This is a genomic window from Phenylobacterium sp. (assembly GCF_016793225.1).
Classification (GTDB): domain Bacteria; phylum Pseudomonadota; class Alphaproteobacteria; order Caulobacterales; family Caulobacteraceae; genus Phenylobacterium.
The window spans coordinates 26,220-43,581 of the sequence record NZ_JAEUMN010000012.1; the positions used below are offsets into that span (position 1 = coordinate 26,220).

Genomic DNA, 17,362 nt, shown 5'->3' on the forward strand with positions numbered 1-17,362 from the left:
CATCTTCAAGAGGTTGCCCGGACATGAGGCGGGTCGGTCAAGCCCCGGCAGGAGCCCGACGTCAGCGCCAAATCGTCCAGATGAATCGGCTTCGCCGGATGTCCGACGACCCCAGAACGTGCCGAAGGTCGTCTGGGACTCGCTTCCTCACGCACCAAACACCGCCTTCGCGGCGAACCAATCCGGGGTACTTCGCCAACTCACGCTGACCCGTAGCCGCACAACAATGTGCCCCAGCCCGCTCTGAGAAGCTGTTACCAGACAGGGACTTGAGACAAGCCCGCCCCTTGAGGAGGCGCTGGTGGGCCCGGCAGGACTCGAACCTGCAACCAGACCGTTATGAGCGGCCGGCTCTAACCATTGAGCTACAGGCCCGTAGCCGCGCGGCAGGCTGGGGCGTTACCACGGGCTGCATGGCGCTTAAAGCTTGCGTTCAGGCACGGACTGCCACGCTTGGGCGTTCCATCCTCCCCCCACTGGAGCCGACCATGAAGACCTTGATGCGCGCCGCCGGCCTGAGCCTGGCGCTGCTGACCTCCACCGCGGCGAGCGCCGCCTTGGCCCAGGCCGCGCCGCCGGCCGCCGACACCATGTTCCGGGCCACGACGCTGAACCTTGCGGCCTACGGCGAAGCCAGGGTGGCGCCCGACATGGCCGTCATCAGCCTGGGCGTGATGACCGAGGGCCGCACCGCCGCCGAGGCCATGAGCGCCAACGCGCAGCGGATGACCGCCGTGATGGCGAGCCTGCGCCGCGCCGGCCTCGCCGACCGCGACATCCAGACGTCCAACCTGAACCTGTCGCCGCAGTACCGCTACCAGGAGAACCAGCCGCCGCAGCTCATCGGCTACCAGGTCTCGAACCAGGTGACGATCACCGTCAACGACCTGAAGCGGCTGGGGCCTGCGGTGGACGCCTCGGTCGCGGCCGGCGCCAACCAGGTCAACGGGATCAGCTTCGGCCTGAAGGATCCCACCGCGGCCGAGAACGTCGCCCGCGAGGCCGCCGTGAAGGCGCTGCAGGCCAAGGCGGACCTCTACGCGCGGGCGACGGGCCACCGCGTGTCGCGCCTGGTCAGCCTGTCGGAGGGCGGCGGGTTCACCCCGCCCCCGCCGATGCCGATGGAGCGGTTCGCCATGGCCGCCCAGGCCAAGGACGCCGGCACCCCGGTGGCCGGCGGCGAGCTGCGGGTGCGGATCGACGTGAGCGGGCTCTACGAGCTGGCGCGGTAGGTTCGACGAAACGTCCGCGGGGCCGTCCAGGCGGGCGGCCCTAAGGCGCCTTCGAAACCTTCGCGCGGCGGAAGGCGGTCTCGAGCCGGTCGGCCATCATGCGGCCGGGGAAGGCGCGGTCGCCCTCCATCATCGCCGCGTAGACGTAGGACGTGCCCGCGATGGGGCCGCTGGCCCAGCCGACGCCCCGCGACGCATCGGCCTGGGTGTTGCAGGACAGTGTCCGCGCCTGGCGGTCCTTCACGGTCGCGTCGAGCAGGGTCTTGAGGGTGCGCGTCCCGGGCTGGTCGCACGCCGCGAACTCGCGCGCACACGTGGTGGCGGTGTTGTAGCGGTAAAGCGTGCGGCCGGAGTCGGCGTCGGCGATCAGCACGCAGGTGTTGGGGTCGCCGACGGCGCGCGACACGGCCGCGTCCAGCTCGTCGCGGTCGACGCCGGGCGGCGCGGTCGGCGAACAGGCCGCCAGGCCGAGCGCGGCGAACCCGAGCGCGGCCAGGGCCGCGGCAGGCCTAGGCGGCCGCCTTGATCTCGTTGCCGTCGTCCAGGAGCACCACGGTCGGGGCATAGTTTCGCGCCTCCTCGGCCGGCAGCATGCCATAGGTCACCACGATGACCTTGTCGCCCTTCTGGACGAGGCGGGCGGCCGCGCCATTGACGCCGATCACACGCGATCCGCGCGGCGCTTCTATGGCGTAGGTGGTGAAGCGCGCGCCATTGGTGATGTTGAGCACGTCCACCTGCTCGTGCGGCAGGATGCCGGACGCGTCGAGCAGGTCGCGGTCGATGGCGATCGACCCCTCGTAGTCCAGGTCGGCCTGGGTGACCGTCGCGCGATGCAGCTTGGCCTTCATGAGGGTGAGCAGCATGGGATCCTCCAAGGGGCGGCCGGCATATACGCACGCCCCGTGGCGGGTTCAATGCGGCATCGCAACAAGGTCACCGAGGGGCGCCGAAGCCTTACGCCGTAAGCCGTTGAGCGTCGACGACTACTCGGCGGCGGCGGCTTCGTTCCGCGTTGCGGCAACGCTTGTATCGACATGGCGGCGCAGGAAGCCCGTCATGTCCTCGAGCACCGGCGCGCCGCCCCGCAGCGGCCGCGACAGCGCCAGGATGATGCCGATGTGCTCGACGCCCTGGTAGTGGCGCTCCTCCACCGGCACGCCGGCCGCGCGCAGCCGGTTGGCCAGGGCGATCGTGTTCTTGGGATAGACGATCCCGTCGCGGGCGCCCGTGGCCAGGAACGCCGGCGGCGACGACGAGGTCACGAAGGCCAGCGGCTGGGTCGACGGCAGATCGTCGGCTCCGCCGAACACCCGGTTGGTCGTGTCGCCCTTGAGCGGCAGGAAGTCGTAGGGACCGGCGAGGCCGGCGATCGCCTTGATCCGCTCGGGGGCGACCCCGGCGGCCTTGAGGTAGCGCCCGTCCAGGCCCAGCATGACGGCGTTGTAGGCCCCGGCGGAGTGGCCCACGAGCACGATCCGGCTGGGGTCCGCGCCGTACCGCCCGGCGTTGTCCACCGCCCACTTCACCGCTTGCGCCCCGTCCTCGAGGAAGCCGGGGTACTTCACCTCGGGATAGAGACGGTAGTCGGCGACCACGGTGACGAAGCCGCGCGAGGCCAGCGCCCGGCCGACCCAGTTGTAGTCCTGCCGTCGGCCGGAGTCCCAGGAGCCGCCGTAGAAGAAGACCGCCACGGGCGCATGCGAGGCGCCGCGGGGCGCATAGACGTCGAGCCGCTGCCGCTGGCCCGCCCCGTAGGCGGCGCCGTTCGCCACCCGGCTGGACGGATCCTTCGGCGACAGGGTCGCGAACATCGAGAGCGGCGAGCAGGCGGCGGCCAGGGCGCCCAGCAGGGCCGCGGCGAACGGGCGCTTGGCAAACGGAACGGAGGTCATCGTGTCCCCAGTTACGAAGGGCGTCGCGGAGGCGCAACTCCGCAGCTTCTACGTGACGCAGGCGGAAAGGGACGCGGCGGTCCAGGGCGGCGGCCCGGCGACATCGGCTTCCCCGTGGGAAGCCTTGACGCGGCGCCCCGCGCGCGGCGCTATGCCGGGTGAACAACGATAAGGGAGGCGGCCGTGGACGGAGCGCAGGCGCCGGCGGGTTTCAAGCGTGAGGTTCTCGACCAGGTGGGTCCGGCCCTCAAGGGGCTCGTGGACCAGAACCTGCTCTCGGGCATGGTGACGCTGGTCTGGCGCAAGGGCGAGATCGTCCAGCTCAACACCATCGGCCAGCGCGACATCGCGCGCGGGCTGCCGATGGAGCGCGACACCATCTTCCGCATCGCCTCGATGACCAAGCCGGTCACCTCGGTGGCGATCATGCAGCTGGTCGAGGAAGGCAAGCTCAGGCTCGAGGATCCGATCACGAAGTGGATCCCGGAGCTGGGCGGCATGGTCGTGCTGGAAGAGGCGACCGGCCCCGTCGACAAGACCCGGCCCGCCCACCGCGACATCACCGTCGAGGACCTCCTGACCCACCGCGCCGGCCTCGCGTACGGCTTCACGTCCATGGGCCCCATCGCCTATGCGCACGAGGAGAAGCTGGGCTCGCCGCTGGTCAATCCGCTCACGCCGGACGAATGGCTGAAGGCGCTGGGCGAGCTTCCGCTCAGCTATCCGCCGGGCGACCGCTTCCACTACAGCCACGCGACCGACGTCCTGGGCTTCCTCGTGGCCCGGATCGAGGGCAGGCCGCTGGGCGAGGTGCTGAAGGCGCGCATCTTCGACCCGCTGGGCATGACGGACACCGCGTTCTGGCTGCCGCCCGAGAAGCGCGACCGCCTGGCGCGCCTCTACCAGGCGCCGCCGCAGGACGGCCCGCTGAAGGACGTCTCGCTGCCGATTCCCGACGCGCCCTCCCCCTTCGAAGGCGGCGGCGGCGGCCTCTTCTCCACCGCCGACGACTACCTCAAGTTCGCCCGCATGCTGCTGGGCCGCGGCGAGGTGGACGGCGTGCGCCTGCTGAAGACCGAGACCGTCGACATCATGGCGGCCAACCGGCTCAGCGACGAGCAGCGCGGCCACGGCTTCATGGGCATGCCGTTCTGGCTGAGCCAGGGCTTCGGGCTGGGGCTCTCGATGATCATGGACGCCCAGAAGCACGAGTGGATGGGCGCCGGCGCCGAGGGGGCCTTCGGCTGGCCGGGCGCGTTCGGCACCTGGTGGCAGGCCGACCCGGCCAACGAAATGATCCTGATGTACCTGATCCAGGACTCCATGCCGCTGGGCCCCGAGGCGGTGACCGCGATGCAGGGCCAGCGCCCCACCGGCCGCGTGGGCGGGCCCATGTTCCAGAAGATGGTCTACGCGGCGCTGGGCTGAGCCGACGACGGCTCAGCGGTCGCGGGGCGCCTCGCAGATGGGACGCCCGGCCACCGTGTCGCCGACAAGGCTGCCGTCCCGGATCGCTTCGCGGCGGGCGACGTTCAGGGCCCGGCCTTCGGGCGGGGGCGTCTGGCCCCTGGCGCAGATCGCCACCTCGACCCGCTGCCCGCCGTCAAGACAGGTGCAGATGTACGCGACCGGGTCCAGGCGGCTGGCCGGAACCTGGCAGGTCGCCGGGACGGCGCGGCCGCCGGCCTCGATGCACTGGATGGTCGTCCCGGGCGGCTTTCCCGTGAGCGGCGGCGCGGCGGCAGCGGCGCCGGCCGCCGCCAGGGCCAAGGCAAGGCCGAGGATGGGACGTCGCATGGCTTGCTCCTTTCCCGGCAGGATACGCGCTTTGTCCGCGCCCGGCTTCCCCTGCCGTCGCCCGCGCGCCATCCTGGCGAGGTGGCCTGGACAAAACCCCCGCGCGGTCTGGTCGATCTCTTCGACCTGAGCCTCCCCGAGGCTTCGGGCCTGGAACGGCGCGTCATGTTCGGCTGCCCCTGCGCCTTCGCCAGCGGGAACATGTTCGCGGGGCTCTTCCAGGAGGTCGTGTTCGCCCGGCTGCCGCCCGCGCTTCACGCCGAGCTGGCCGCCGCGGGAGACCTGCGCACGTTCGAGCCGCGGCCGAGCTTCAGGATGCGCGCCTACAGCGAACTGCCGGCCTCGGTCGTCGAGGACGAAGCGCGGCTCGCGGAGGTGCTTCGGGCGGCCTTTGTCTTCACCTCGGCCCTGCCGCCCAAGGTCGGGAAACCCCGAAAGGCGCGAACGCCTCGCTAACCAAGCTTGCGAGGCCCCGGTTAACGCTCGCGTGGCAGCCTTGCGGCCATGGATCCGATCAGCACCGCGCGCTACGGCCTGATGGCGGCGACCCGCCGGTTCGAGGCCTCGGCCGTCAACATCGCCGGCATGGGCGCGGACGACACCGTCGACGTGGCCAGGGAGGTCGTCGAGATGGTGGAGGCGAAGGCCGCGTTCTCGGCCAACATCTCGGTCATCCGCTTCGCCCAGGACATGTGGGATTCGCTGCTGCGCCTGCAGACGCGATAGGCGCGAGCCGGAACGAAAAAGGGGAGCCCGAAGGCTCCCCTCTCACATCCGGTCTCGTGGACGGACCCTACTTCTCGGTCGGATCCGAGCCGTCCTTCGGCGCGCCGGTGCCCGACGAGCCCATGAAGATCTTGCGGCCGTCCGGGAACGTCACGTCGCGGCCGTTGGCCTTGCAGGCCGGACGGCAGAGCTTGTCCTTGGACTGGTAGCCGCGGACGATGATTTCGGTCCCGGCCTTCAGCGAGTTGCGGTCGATGCCGGCGCGCAGCAGCGTGTTGGGCGTGCCGCCTTCCACCATCCACGCGGTGGTGGTGCCGTCCTTGTTCACGTTGGCGATGTGCACCCAGGCGTGGGGGTTGATCCACTCCACCCGGGTCACCTTGCCGCGCAGCAGGACCGGAGCCTTGCCGTCGAACTCGGCCGCGAACGCGTGGTGCGCCCAGGCGGCGCCGCCGGCGGCCGCCGCGCCGAGGCCGGCCGCGATCGCCCCCGCGATGATCAGTTTCCTCTTGTCCATCTTCGCCTCCAAACGCCGGATGGTCGTCTCAAGTATCCAAAGGCCATTGCCGGCCTATTTCAGCGGTTCCTTGCGCAGGTCACCGTACATCAGTTCTTCCACGAACTCGACGCACTTGAACTGGTTCAGCCGCGCATCCTCGCCCTGCCGCTTGTAGAGGTTGAAGCTCATCTTCCACGGACGGGTGAAGGTGTTGGGATCGGTGATGGTGGCCTCGTAGCGCATCACGCCCGGTCCGGTGGGCGTCCAGCGCTCGACGACCGTCATCTGGTCGGAGTGGTGGTTGCCGGCCCGGTCGAACCAGGTGCGGTCGTTCATCCCGTTGACCGTGACCACCAGGGTGTCGCCGTCCCACTTGGCCACCGACTGGCCCATCCAGGAGTCCACCGGCGGCGGGCCCGGGTCGGTGAAGAGCACGTTGCGCACGGCGCCCGCGTACTCGTACGCGATGATCATCGACTTCTCGGACTGGAAGATCTGGAAGGGCAGGTGCATGTAGTTCGCCCGCGGCACGCCCGGCAGGTAGCACTTGATCTCGGGATCGCCGGTTTCCAGGCTGAGGTAGTTGGCCCGGTTCTCGTCGCGCTTCTTCTTGGCTTCGGGCGTGTAGGGGATCTCGCCGCCTTCCACGATGCCGAGGCCCGCCGGAACCGCGCCGACCGCGCCAAGCGCCACGACCGCCTTGGCCGGCACCGGCACGAAGGGACCGGGACGCATCTGCAGGGCCGCGCGCGCGGCGTGCGGCTCGATATCCCAGCCGGCGGTGTTCATCACCTGCCAGACGCCGTTGAGGTCGGGGTGCTTCCCGTCCGGGCCGCGGGGCGCCTTGTAGGCGGCGGCGGCCGGCTTCCGGGCCTGCGCCTGCGCGGCCACCGGGCCCGCCGCGACGAGGCCCACCACAGCAAGGGCCGCAACGATCCTGATCATCTTCTCGCTTCCCCCAACGCCTGCCTTCGACGGGCAGGCCTCATTTGTACGCCAAGCCTAACCAACGTTCGTGCGTCGCGCCAGAAGTCCGATGGAGCGACCGCTCGACGTTTTGAGAAACCACCGGGCTGGTTTAAGCCGCCTCCATGACGCTGCGCCCGCTCTTCGTCACGCCCATCTACGAAGCCAGCCTTACAACAGACCGCAGCTTCGAAAATTTCAACGCCGATATCTTGGCCGCCTGCCAGGAGCTCGAGGCCGAGGACGCCGCCGGACGCGCCTGGAGCCGCGCCCACGGCTACGGGGGCTACACGTCCTATGGGTCGCTCAACGACCTGCCCCAGCGCATGAGCGTGTTCGCCGACCTGAAGAGGAAGCTGGACCGCCACGCCGCCCGCTTCGCCGAAGGCCTGCACCTCGACCTGGGCGGCGGCCGGCTGCGCCTGGACAGCCTGTGGGTGAACGTCCTGAAGCCCGGAGCCGGACACAGCGGGCACATCCATCCCCACAGCGTGATCTCGGGCACGGTCTATGTGGCCACGCCGCCGGGGGCTTCCGCCCTCAAGATCGAGGATCCCCGGTTGCCGCTGATGATGGCGGCTCCGCCTCGCCGGCCGGATGCGCCGGACGACGCCCAGGCCTTCGTGTACCTGCAGCCCCAGGCCGGAACCGTCTTCATGTGGGAGAGCTGGCTGCGCCACGAAGTCCCCGCGAACCGCGCGCGCACGCCGCGGATCTCGGTGAGCTTCAACTACGCCTGGCGCTAGCATGTTGGGCCGCATCGCGCGCCATCGTGGCGCGCGCCCTCCGACCCGGCCATGACCGCGCGCGACAAACCCGTGGCCGCCCGTTGCAGCCTCAGTCGGCGATGGACGCCGCCGGCGCGAAGCGCGTCGCGAAGAAGTCGCCCTTGTTCCAGAGCGGCCGCTCGTCGGCGTCGGCGAGCTCGCGGGCGATCTCGTAGTTGATCCGCGCGAACCTGGCGCCGGCGCCGTAGTCGATCGGCTGCGAGAGGTCGTCGCAGGGCTTGTGGTAGCAGTCGCGCAGGAACCCGCGGAACCGCGCCTCCCCGCCGTTCTGGAACCCGGTCATCAGGAAGGTCGAGGGCACGCCCACCTCCACGAAGCGGAAGTGGTCGGACCGGGTGAACAGCCCTTCCTCGGGCATCGGATCGGGCGACAGCGTCACCCCCATCCGCTCGGCCGCGCGCCGCACGGCGGGACCCAGGCTGGACCGCTCGGCCCCGAACGCCACCACGTCCACGAAGTCGTAGGTCAGGATCGGCATGTCGAGGTTGACGTTGGCGACCATCGTCCCGCCGGCCGTCGGGTTGCGGGCGTAGTACTCCGCGCCGAGCAGGCCCTTCTCCTCGGCCGTCACCGCAAGGAACAGGACCGAGCGCCGCGGCCGGCGTCCCGACTCGATGAAGGCGCGGGCCGCCTCCAGCATGGTGGCGATGCCGCCCGCGTTGTCGAGCGCGCCGTTGTTGATCTCGTCGCCCGCCACGGGCGGCGTCACGCCGATGTGGTCGAGGTGGGCGGAAAGGACGATCACCTCGTCCTTCAGCCTGGCGTCCGAGCCTTCCAGCAGCCCGGCCACGTTGCTGCTCTGGACGCTGCGGACCTCGGTCCTGAGGGTCACGTCCATCGAAGTCGCCAGCGCGAATCGCGGCGGATCGGCCTTCCGCTTGTCCGCGGCGGCGATCACCTCGGCGAAGGTCTTGGGCGCCCCGGCGAACAGCTTCTCCGCGCCCTGGACGCTGACGTTGCCGAGGCCGGGCGCGGCCGGGGCGGGATCGAACGCGGTCCCATCCGGCTTGCGCCAGGTCATGGACCACGCCTGCCAGGTGCGGGCGCCCTCCGCGAAGGGCCGCCGCGCTTCGTCGCTGGGCGTCGAGAGGAAGATCACGCCGACGGCGCCGGCCTTGGCGGCGGCCTCGCGCTTGGTGCGGGCGTTGCCGTAGAACGCGCGCTCCTCGGTCTGGAAGAACGCCGGCGCGCCCGAGAGCACCACCGCGATCTTCCCCTTCACGTTCAGGCCCTTGTAGTCGTTCCGGCGGCGTTCCGGCGCCACCACGCCGTAGCCCGCGAAGACCAGGGGCGCTGAGACGCGGAGATCTCCGGCGCCGGCGTTGCGGCCGGTCAGCACGTCGGGGCCGAACGCCAGCGGGACCGCCACGCCGTCCTTGCCGCGCACGGTGTAGACGCCCTTCTCGGCGGCGCGGAAGGCGACCAGAGGGACGGTCTGGAAGTAGCTGCCGCCCTCGCCCCCCGGCTTCAGGCCGAGCTGGGCGAACTGGCTCGCCACGTAGCCGGCCGCGATGTCATAGCCCGGCGAGCCGGGCTCGCGGCCCTGCAGCAGGTCCGACGCCAGGAAGCCGACGTGGGCGCGGATGCGATCGGCGGACGACGCCCCTGCGGGCGGGGACTGGGCGAACGCCGTGGAGGAAAGCGAAAGCGCCGCGGCGGCGACGGCGAAGAACTTGCGGGCGGTCATTGAGGCTCCTTCGCCCCCGCTTCTAGGGCCCGCGCCGCCCCCGCGCTACTCCAGGCGGACGTCGTCGATCTCGAAGGCGTAAGGCCCCTTGGTGGGATCGGTGGCGATGACCACGCCGACCAGCGCGGCGGGGTTCAGCCCCACGAAGCTCGCGATGGGAATCCGGACGTCCTGCCAGTCCGCGCTGAAGGAAAACGGCTGCTGCTTCGGCTGCGGGCTCGAGGTGTCGAACAGCATCGCACGGCCCTGAGGGCCGCTGCCCTGGCCCCGCACCCGGAACACGAGCGCGGCGGCCCCGCGGATGTCGCGCGGCGGCTGCCCGGGGCCGGCCAGGAACAGCATCGCCCCGCCCCAGGCGAACGGGAACGGCGGCTTGATCTCGCCCTCCGCCTTCAGGACCCCGGCGGCGTGGCTGACCCTGGCGTCGGACTGTCCCCCGGCGAGGCGGTCGCTCGTGGCCGCCCACGTCACGCCGTCCGGCCCGTCGAGCCCGGCCTGGAAGTCGCCCAGGAGGCCCTTGAGCGGGACAGCCGTTGCGGCCTGCGCGGACGCCGGCCTGCGCTCCACCGTGCGGCCGTTCTTCCAGACCTCGACGATGGCCCGGGTGGCCTCGATGTCCCGGGTGGGGTCGCCGTCGACCAGGACCAGGTCCGCCCGGGCGCCCGGGGCGATGCGCCCCCGCCCCTCGAGCCGGAAGCGCCGCGCCGGCGCGCCGGTGGCGGCGCGGAGGGCCTCCGTGGGGGTGAGGCCGGCCCGCACCAGCAGCGCCATCTCCTGATGGAGCGACGCGCCGTGCGTGGTCCCGGGGTTTCCGGCGTCGGTCCCCGCCAGGATGTCCACCTTCGCAGCCCTGAGCCCCGCGACGGCCGTGGCCGCCACGGGGTACTTGTAGAAGGTCTGCGGACGGAAGGCCTGCTTCAGCGTCCCGGTCTGCTCGGCGCTCAGGGTCGCCGCGAAGCGCGGATCGGCGGCGAGCCTGGCGCCCTCCCCCAGGCCCGCGACGCCGGCCATCACCGTCAGCGTCGGCACGACGAAGACTTTCCGCGCGGCGGCCAGCCGGTAGAGCGCCGGGTCGCCGGCGACATCGGAGAACACGTGGGCCAGGCCGTCCGCGCCCGCCTCGATGGCGGCGCGGGCCGCCTCCAGTTCCTGCACGTGGACGACCGCGAGGCGCCCCCGCGCATGGGCCGCCGCGATCACCGCGGCCATGGTGGCCCGGTCGAGGCTGCGCGCGCCCAGCCGCGGCGCGTAGACCACCTTGATGTAGTCCGACCCTTCGGCGATCCGCGCCGCCACGAACGCATCGGCTTCGGCAGGCGACGTCAGCGTCGGGATCGGGAACCCGTACTCCGTGCCGTGGCCCCCCGGCGCGGTCGCGAGCACGCCGGCGGAGAAGAGGTCGGACTGGGCCGTCGGCGCGACGGCGTCCCGCTCACGGCGCAGGGACCCCAGGACCGACGGGTGGGTGAACATGTCGAGCTCGGTGGTGACGCCGAATCGCAGCGCATCGGATCGCGCCGCGCCGAAGGTGTGCGTGTGCGCGTCGATCAGCCCGGGCAGCAGCGTCCGGCCCGCTCCGTCCACGACACGGGCGCCGGCGGGCGCCCTGGCGGTCGGGCCGACGGCGGAGATGCGCCCGTCCTGGACCACCACCGTGGCGCGGGGGATCACCCGCTCGCCGTCGAAGACGCGGACGCCGGTCACCGCAAAGCTCTGCGCCCGGCCGACGGCCGGGGCGACGAGGCAGGCGACGACGAGGATGACCGCCTTCAGGCCGTGCATGCATCCCTCCCGGACATTGCCAGGCGAGACTACACGCCCGCCGCGCCGGTTCATCGGCGCAGCGGTTATCGTGTCGATGCGTCTAGCTGTCGAGGAACGAGCGCAGCTTCCGCGACCGGGACGGGTGCTTCAGCTTGCGCAGGGCCTTGGCCTCGATCTGGCGGATCCGCTCGCGGGTCACCGAGAACTGCTGGCCGACTTCTTCCAGCGTGTGGTCGGTGTTCATGCCGATACCGAAGCGCATGCGCAGGACGCGCTCCTCGCGCGGCGTCAGCGACGCCAGCACGCGGGTCGTGGTCTCGCGCAGGTTCGACTGGATGGCCGCGTCGATCGGCAGGACCGCGTTCTTGTCCTCGATGAAGTCGCCCAGGTGGCTGTCCTCCTCGTCGCCGATCGGCGTCTCGAGGCTGATCGGCTCCTTGGCGATCTTCAGGACCTTGCGCACCTTCTCCAGCGGCATGGCCAGCTTCTCGGCCAGCTCCTCCGGGGTCGGCTCGCGGCCGATCTCGTGCAGCATCTGGCGGCTGGTGCGGACGATCTTGTTGATCGTCTCGATCATGTGCACCGGGATGCGGATGGTCCGCGCCTGGTCGGCGATCGAACGGGTGATCGCCTGCCGGATCCACCAGGTGGCGTAGGTCGAGAACTTGTAGCCTCGGCGATACTCGAACTTATCGACCGCCTTCATGAGGCCGATGTTGCCCTCCTGGATCAGGTCCAGGAACTGCAGGCCGCGGTTGGTGTACTTCTTGGCGATCGAGATCACGAGGCGCAGGTTGGCCTCGACCATCTCCTTCTTCGCCTGACGGGCCTCGCGCTCGCCCTTCTGCACGGTCTGGACGATCCGGCGGTAGTCGTCGATCGGAACGCCCGTCTCCTGCGCCAGGGCCGCGATCTCGTTGCGGATCTCGGCGATCTGGCCGCCGTCGTTCTCCGAGAACTTCGTCCAGCGGACGCCGAGGCTCTTCACCTGGTCGGCCCAGTCCGGACGCATCTCCTGGCCGAAGTAGGCCTTGAGGAACTCGCCGCGGCTGATCCCGTAGCTGTCGGCCAGGCGCAGCAGGCGGCCTTCGAGCACCATCAGGCGCTTGTTGATGGCGTAGAGCTGCTCGACCAGCGCCTCGATGCGGTTGTTGTTGAGCTTCAGGGTCTTCAGGTGCTGGACGATCGCGCCGGTCGCCACCTGGTAGGCCTGGCGGTCCTTCGCGCTCAGGTCCTCGCCCTTCAGCTTGTGGGCGACCAGTTTCTCCTGGAGCAGGCGGAAGGCCTCGAACTCGGCGGCGATGGCGTCGAGCGTGGCCATCACGCCTTCCCGCAGCTCGGCTTCCATGGCGCTGATCGTGGGCCCCGCGCCGTCGTCGAAGTCGTCGTCGCCCTCGCCTTCGCCCTCGGGCTTCTCCTCGCCTTCGGGCTCGGCCTCCTCGGCCTCTTCCGCCGCGGCGGGGATCTCGCCGGCGGCGGCGTTCTGGCCGCCGTACGTCTGCTCGAGGTCGATGACCTCGCGCAGCAGGATCCGGCCGCCTTCGAGCTCCTCGCGCCACACCATGATGGCCTCGAAGGTCAGCGCGCTCTCGCAGAGCCCGCGGATCATGGTGTCGCGGCCGGCCTCGATGCGCTTGGCGATGGCGATCTCGCCCTCGCGGCTGAGCAGCTCCACCGAGCCCATCTCGCGCAGGTACATCCGGACCGGATCGTCGGTGCGGTCGTAGGCGGGCTCCTTGGTCGTCTCGACGACCGCGGATTCCTCGCGCACCACGACCTCGCCGCCCTCGGCGTCGTCCTCGGACTCGACCACGTTGACGCCCATCTCGCTCAGCATGGCGAGGGTGTCTTCGATCTGCTCGGAGGTGACTTCCTCCGAGGGCAGGACCTTGTTCAGCTCGTCCATCGTGACGTAGCCGCGCGTCTTGGCCTGCTTGATGAACTTCTTGACCGCGGCGTCGGTGAGGTCGAGCAGCGGCCCGTCGCCAGCCGTGGTTTCCGGGGCTTCGGTCTCGGCCGTGTTTGCGCTCATCTATTTCTCCGAACTCGGCTGCCGTCCCGTGCCCCTTGGAAGGGCGCGGAGCGGGCCGAAGATGGTGCCCGGCGGCCCACGATCGAGAGGTCGCGACAATACGACCCGTGGTCCGCCCTAATGTTCCCGTTCTGATCGAGTGCGCCGGTGGACACGCGTCCGCAACGAACACGACGCGCCATGCAAGAACGCGGCCGCGGAGGTTCCCCTTCGCGACGTCCAGCATGCGCGCCGGCCGATAGTACGGCGCGACCACCGGGATTTCCGCACCGCGAGGGAGACATCACATCCGCGAAGGGGGCGCGCCCGAATGCCGCAGCGGCCCATCGATGTCTGTCGTAGCGCGCTAAATCCGCATTGCCGCAGATGGCGCGGCAGCCCGGTTCTGTCAAGGCGCGCCGACGGGGATGAGGCGCATTGTCCCACCGGTCGGGGGGCGCCACTGTCAGTCCGCGCAAGGAGACTGGCCATGGCTGAAGACTTCGATCCCCACGGGCTGCGGCTCCCGATCAAGCTGGACTCCACGTCCAACGGCGAGTTCGCGCCCATTCCGCTCGACGCCAGCCTGCGCAAGGCGAACCACGTGGCGCGCGAGATGGCCGAGCGGAATGCGCGCCGGCTCGGCGTCGCGCGCCGCCGGTTCCTCACCTCCTCCTGCGGCGCGGCGTCGACGCTGCTGGCCTTCAACGCGGCCCATGCCGAGGCAGGGCGCACCGGCGGCTACTTCGAGCTGGCGGACGGCGCGGCGCTCGAGCCCGACGTCGCGAAGGCCCAGCTGGGCAAGTCGGAGTTCATCTTCGACGTCCAGGGCCACTTCGTGAACCCCACCGGCGCGTGGCTGAAGACGCTGCCGCCGAACGCGCGCCCCCTGGCCGAGATGCCGAAGGCCCGGGCGCTGAACACGCCCCCAGGCGACCGCAGCTACCTGCAGCGGCTGGGCGCCGAGGAGTTCATCAAGGACGTGTTTCTCGACTCCGACACGGACATCATGGTGCTGTCGTTCGTGCCTTCGACCCGCGAGGGCGAGCCGCTCACCATCGAAGAGGCCGTCGCCACCCGCGCCATCGTCGAGCGGATGCAGGGCTCCAAGCGCCTGATGCTGCATGGCCGGGTCAATCCCAACCAGAAGGGCGACCTGGAGGACATGGAGCGGCTGAAGGGCTTCGGCGTCAGCGCCTTCAAGACCTACACCCAGTGGGGCCCCTCCGGCGCCGGGTTCTGGATGACGGACGACGTCGGCGTCGCCTTCGTCGAGCGCGCCCGCAAGCTCGGGGTGCAGAACATCTGCATCCACAAGGGCCTGCCCTTCGGGCCACGCAGCTACGAGCACTCGACGTGCCGCGACATCGGGCCGATCGCGAAGCGCTTCCCCGACATGAACTTCCTGATCTACCACTCGGGCTACGTCGCCGGGCAGGCCGAGGGGCCCTATGACCCGGCCAAGACGGACGGCGTCGACGCCCTCGTGACCTCGCTGGCCGAGGCCGGCGTCGCCCCCAACAGCAACGTCTACGCCGAGCTGGGCTCGACCTGGCGCTTCGTGGCCATGCGGGACCCGACGACCGCCGCCCATGTGCTGGGGAAGCTGTTCAAGGCCGTCGGCCAGGACAACGTGCTCTGGGGCACCGACTCCATCTGGTACGGCTCGCCGCAGGACCAGATCCAGGCGTTCCGGACCTTCCAGATCTCCGACGAACTCCAGGCCCGCCACGGCTATCCCAAGATGACGCCCGAGCTGCGCCGCAAGGTGTTTGGGCTCAACGCCGTGAAGCCCTACGGCCTCGATCCGGCCGACCTGCGCAAGTACACGGCAAGCGACGCCGTCGCCCGGGAGAAGGCCGGCTACGCCGAGCGGCCGAACCCCTCGTTCGCCACCTACGGACCGCGCACGCGGCGCGAGTTCGCCAATCTGCTGGGGCTTTCCGGCGGCCAGCCCTAGGCGGCAGGCCCCGCCGCGCGCCGCTCAGTGCGGCAGCACGGGCGTCGCGGCCTCGTCGCCGTTGGCCCAATCGCTGTTGATCAGACGGCGGAGGTGGTCGCGCTCGGCCTTCAGGCTCATCAGGGTGGTCGCGTCGCGGTCACGGTCGAGGTCGCGGGCCGCGGCCTCGACGGCCCGCTCCAGGCTCTCTAGCTGCATCAGGAGGTCGAAGGCCTGCCGCCAGAGCTGGCGGGCGCGCGCGCCGCTCTCCTTCAGGAACGGAGCCGCCACCCCGGCCCGCTGCGACTCGCGTTCGACGCGGGCGAGGTCTTCTGGCGCGATCCCGCTGGCCAGCAGCCGTCGCTGCAGCGCCTCCAGCTCCAGATGGTCGGTCTCGTAGCGCAGGCGGACGAGCTCGTGCGCCAGCTGGTCGAGCTTCTCGTCGCCGAAGCCGTGGCGGCCCACCAGCTCGATGGCGTCGTCGATCACCGAAGGATCGCGCAGCGCCGCCTGGGCCAGCGCCGCCGGCAGGGCTCGCGGGGCGCGCCGCAGGCGTTCGGTCGCGTCCTTGGTCTCGGCCGTGGCGCCGGCCAGCACCGCCTTGCGCCGGTCCCAGCGCGCGCGCGACAGTTCCCGCCCCGCGGCGCCCACCGTGTAGACCGGGTTCCGCGTGGGCCAGAGCGCCTCGAAGCGCGCCAGCAGGTCCTCCTTGTACGCCGCCGCCAGGTCCGGGTCGGCGATGGTCGCCGCCAGCTTGCGCAGCCGCACCTTCAGCGCGGTCCGCCGCTCGGGCGTGTCCAGATCCTCCGCGTCGCGCTCCCGGACGAACAGCGCCTCGGCGAAGGGCGTGGTCCTGGCGAGCTGCGCGCGCAAGGCGGCCGGCCCCTGCTCGCGCAGCACGTCGTCCGGGTCCTTGCCGCCCTCGACGAGCGCGAACCGCAGGCTCTTGCCGGGCTTCAGCAGCGGCAGCGCCCGGTCGATCACCCGCCCCGCGGCTGCGCGGCCCGCGCGGTCGCCGTCGAGGCAGATGGTGGGCTCGGGATGGTGCCGCCACAGGACCTCCATCTGGTCCTCGCCCAGCGCCGTGCCCATGGCCGCGACGCCGGCGATCCCCGCCCGCTGGCAGGCGATCACGTCCATGTAGCCTTCGACCACCACCAGCGGCGGCGCCTCGTCGGCCTTGGCCGCCGCCAGGATCTTGCGCGCCTCGGAGAGGCCGTAGAGCTGGTGGCCCTTGTGGAAGACCACCGTCTCGGGGCCGTTCAGGTACTTGGCGCGCGCCTGCGGATCCATCGCCCGGCCGCCGAACGAGACGACCCGGCCCCTGACGTCGAGGATCGGGAAGATGATGCGGTCGCGGAAGCGGTCGTAGGGCTGGCCGCCGTCCTCCGGCGCGACCAGCAGGCCCGCCTCGACCAGCTCGCCCGGCCGCGCGCCCTTGGCCACGAGGTAGTCCTTGAGCGCGGTGCGGCCCGACGGCGAGAACCCCAGGCGGAAGCGGCTCCACTCGGCCTCCGGCAGCCCGCGGCCTTCCAGGTAGGCGCGCGCCTCGCGCCCGCCGGGCCGCCGCAGCTCGGCCTCGAACCACTGCGCCGCCAGCTCCAGCCAGTCGGCGAGCCCCTGCCGCGCCCTCTCCTGCTCGGCGCCTCGCGGGTCCAGCGCCGGCAGCGGCACGCCGGCCTCCCCGGCCAGCCGCTCGACCGCCTCGGAGAAGCTGAGGCGCTCGGTCTCCTGCAGGAAGGTGATGAGGTCGCCGGTCTTGCCGGACGAGAAATCGAAGAACATCCCCTTGTCGTCGTTCACGTAGAACGAGGGGGTCTTCTCCTTGTTGAAGGGTGAGAGGCCGACGTACTCGCGCCCCTGCTTGCGCAGCTTGACGGTGCGGCCGATCACGTCGCTGGGCCGCAGCCGCGACTTGATCTCCTCCAGGAACCGTTCGTCGAACCGCCCGACCATCCGCGTGAGCCATCACATCCAGCGCCCGCGAGCGCGAGACGGCCCGGGGCCGCGGACGTGGATGCGCTGATTCCCTCTGTTGACCGCCTGTGGGCGACCTGT

At 70.9% G+C, this 17,362-nt stretch carries 17 protein-coding genes and 1 tRNA gene; 6 read left to right on the plus strand and 12 right to left on the minus strand.

Translation table 11 applies throughout. From position 1 onward, the window contains the following. Positions 1–61: 61 nt before the first annotated feature. Positions 62–199 carry a DUF6538 domain-containing protein gene (locus JNK30_RS22955; protein ID WP_367118720.1) on the minus strand — a complete coding sequence of 46 codons (138 nt, stop codon included), beginning with the start codon at positions 197–199 and terminating at the stop codon, positions 62–64. Positions 200–299: 100 nt separating this feature from the next. Continuing rightward, positions 300–375: transfer RNA gene (locus tag JNK30_RS01060), tRNA-Ile, on the minus strand. Between the two features lie 113 nt (positions 376–488). Here JNK30_RS01060 and JNK30_RS01065 point away from each other — a divergent pair. Next, positions 489–1,232, plus strand: coding sequence for an SIMPL domain-containing protein (locus tag JNK30_RS01065; protein ID WP_293479368.1), 744 nt, complete (start codon positions 489–491; stop codon positions 1,230–1,232). A 40-nt stretch (positions 1,233–1,272) separates the two neighbouring features. On the opposite strand, the gene JNK30_RS01070 is transcribed toward JNK30_RS01065, so the two are convergent. From JNK30_RS01070 to JNK30_RS01080, 3 genes are all read right to left on the minus strand, one after another. Then, positions 1,273–1,638: a hypothetical protein gene (locus tag JNK30_RS01070; protein WP_293479369.1), complete on the minus strand. Its 366-nt coding sequence runs from the start codon at positions 1,636–1,638 to the stop codon at positions 1,273–1,275. Positions 1,639–1,741: 103 nt separating this feature from the next. Continuing rightward, positions 1,742–2,098 carry an aspartate 1-decarboxylase gene (gene panD, locus JNK30_RS01075; protein WP_293479371.1) on the minus strand — a complete coding sequence of 119 codons (357 nt, stop codon included), beginning with the start codon at positions 2,096–2,098 and terminating at the stop codon, positions 1,742–1,744. A gap of 120 nt (positions 2,099–2,218) precedes the next feature. After that, positions 2,219–3,127 carry an alpha/beta hydrolase gene (locus JNK30_RS01080; protein WP_293479372.1) on the minus strand — a complete coding sequence of 303 codons (909 nt, stop codon included), beginning with the start codon at positions 3,125–3,127 and terminating at the stop codon, positions 2,219–2,221. A gap of 183 nt (positions 3,128–3,310) precedes the next feature. Here JNK30_RS01080 and JNK30_RS01085 point away from each other — a divergent pair, with 183 nt between their 5' ends. Continuing rightward, on the plus strand, positions 3,311–4,555 hold the full coding sequence (locus JNK30_RS01085; RefSeq protein WP_293479374.1) for a serine hydrolase: 1,245 nt from the start codon (positions 3,311–3,313) through the stop codon (positions 4,553–4,555). A gap of 12 nt (positions 4,556–4,567) precedes the next feature. Here the strand turns inward: JNK30_RS01085 and JNK30_RS01090 are convergent, their stop codons facing one another. Next, a complete protein-coding gene (locus JNK30_RS01090) occupies positions 4,568–4,924 on the minus strand; it encodes a hypothetical protein (protein ID WP_293479376.1) in 357 nt (118 codons plus the stop codon). An 81-nt stretch (positions 4,925–5,005) separates the two neighbouring features. Between JNK30_RS01090 and JNK30_RS01095 the strand changes: the two genes are divergently transcribed. Beyond that, the gene (locus JNK30_RS01095; RefSeq protein WP_293479378.1) at positions 5,006–5,380 is read left to right on the plus strand and encodes a TfoX/Sxy family protein; all 375 of its coding nucleotides are present in this window, start codon (positions 5,006–5,008) and stop codon (positions 5,378–5,380) included. Between the two features lie 48 nt (positions 5,381–5,428). Next, complete coding sequence (locus JNK30_RS01100; protein ID WP_293479379.1) at positions 5,429–5,650, plus strand: flagellar basal body rod C-terminal domain-containing protein; 222 nt, start codon at positions 5,429–5,431, stop codon at positions 5,648–5,650. 67 nt (positions 5,651–5,717) lie between these two features. Here JNK30_RS01100 and JNK30_RS01105 read toward each other — a convergent pair whose 3' ends face one another. Then, the gene (locus JNK30_RS01105) at positions 5,718–6,167 is read right to left on the minus strand and encodes a DUF6152 family protein (protein ID WP_293479381.1); all 450 of its coding nucleotides are present in this window, start codon (positions 6,165–6,167) and stop codon (positions 5,718–5,720) included. 54 nt (positions 6,168–6,221) lie between these two features. Then, a complete protein-coding gene (locus JNK30_RS01110; protein WP_293479383.1) occupies positions 6,222–7,094 on the minus strand; it encodes a hypothetical protein in 873 nt (290 codons plus the stop codon). A gap of 146 nt (positions 7,095–7,240) precedes the next feature. On the opposite strand from JNK30_RS01110, the gene JNK30_RS01115 reads away from it, so the two are divergent. Further along, the gene (locus JNK30_RS01115; protein WP_293479385.1) at positions 7,241–7,861 is read left to right on the plus strand and encodes a TIGR02466 family protein; all 621 of its coding nucleotides are present in this window, start codon (positions 7,241–7,243) and stop codon (positions 7,859–7,861) included. A 91-nt stretch (positions 7,862–7,952) separates the two neighbouring features. Here JNK30_RS01115 and JNK30_RS01120 read toward each other — a convergent pair whose 3' ends face one another. The 3 genes from JNK30_RS01120 to rpoD all read right to left on the minus strand — a co-directional run bounded on the left by JNK30_RS01120 (position 7,953) and on the right by rpoD (position 13,386). Further along, the gene (locus JNK30_RS01120; RefSeq protein WP_293479386.1) at positions 7,953–9,590 is read right to left on the minus strand and encodes a M28 family metallopeptidase; all 1,638 of its coding nucleotides are present in this window, start codon (positions 9,588–9,590) and stop codon (positions 7,953–7,955) included. Between the two features lie 45 nt (positions 9,591–9,635). Beyond that, entirely contained in the window at positions 9,636–11,372 is a 1,737-nt protein-coding gene (locus tag JNK30_RS01125) for an amidohydrolase family protein (RefSeq protein WP_293479388.1), read from the minus strand. 82 nt (positions 11,373–11,454) lie between these two features. Further along, positions 11,455–13,386, minus strand: coding sequence for an RNA polymerase sigma factor RpoD (rpoD, locus tag JNK30_RS01130; protein WP_293479390.1), 1,932 nt, complete (start codon positions 13,384–13,386; stop codon positions 11,455–11,457). Positions 13,387–13,855: 469 nt separating this feature from the next. Here rpoD and JNK30_RS01135 point away from each other — a divergent pair, with 469 nt between their 5' ends. Then, entirely contained in the window at positions 13,856–15,325 is a 1,470-nt protein-coding gene (locus tag JNK30_RS01135; RefSeq protein ID WP_293479392.1) for an amidohydrolase family protein, read from the plus strand. 24 nt (positions 15,326–15,349) lie between these two features. Here the strand turns inward: JNK30_RS01135 and dnaG are convergent, their stop codons facing one another. After that, entirely contained in the window at positions 15,350–17,260 is a 1,911-nt protein-coding gene (dnaG, locus tag JNK30_RS01140; RefSeq protein WP_293479394.1) for a DNA primase, read from the minus strand. Between the last annotated feature and the right edge of the window lie 102 nt (positions 17,261–17,362).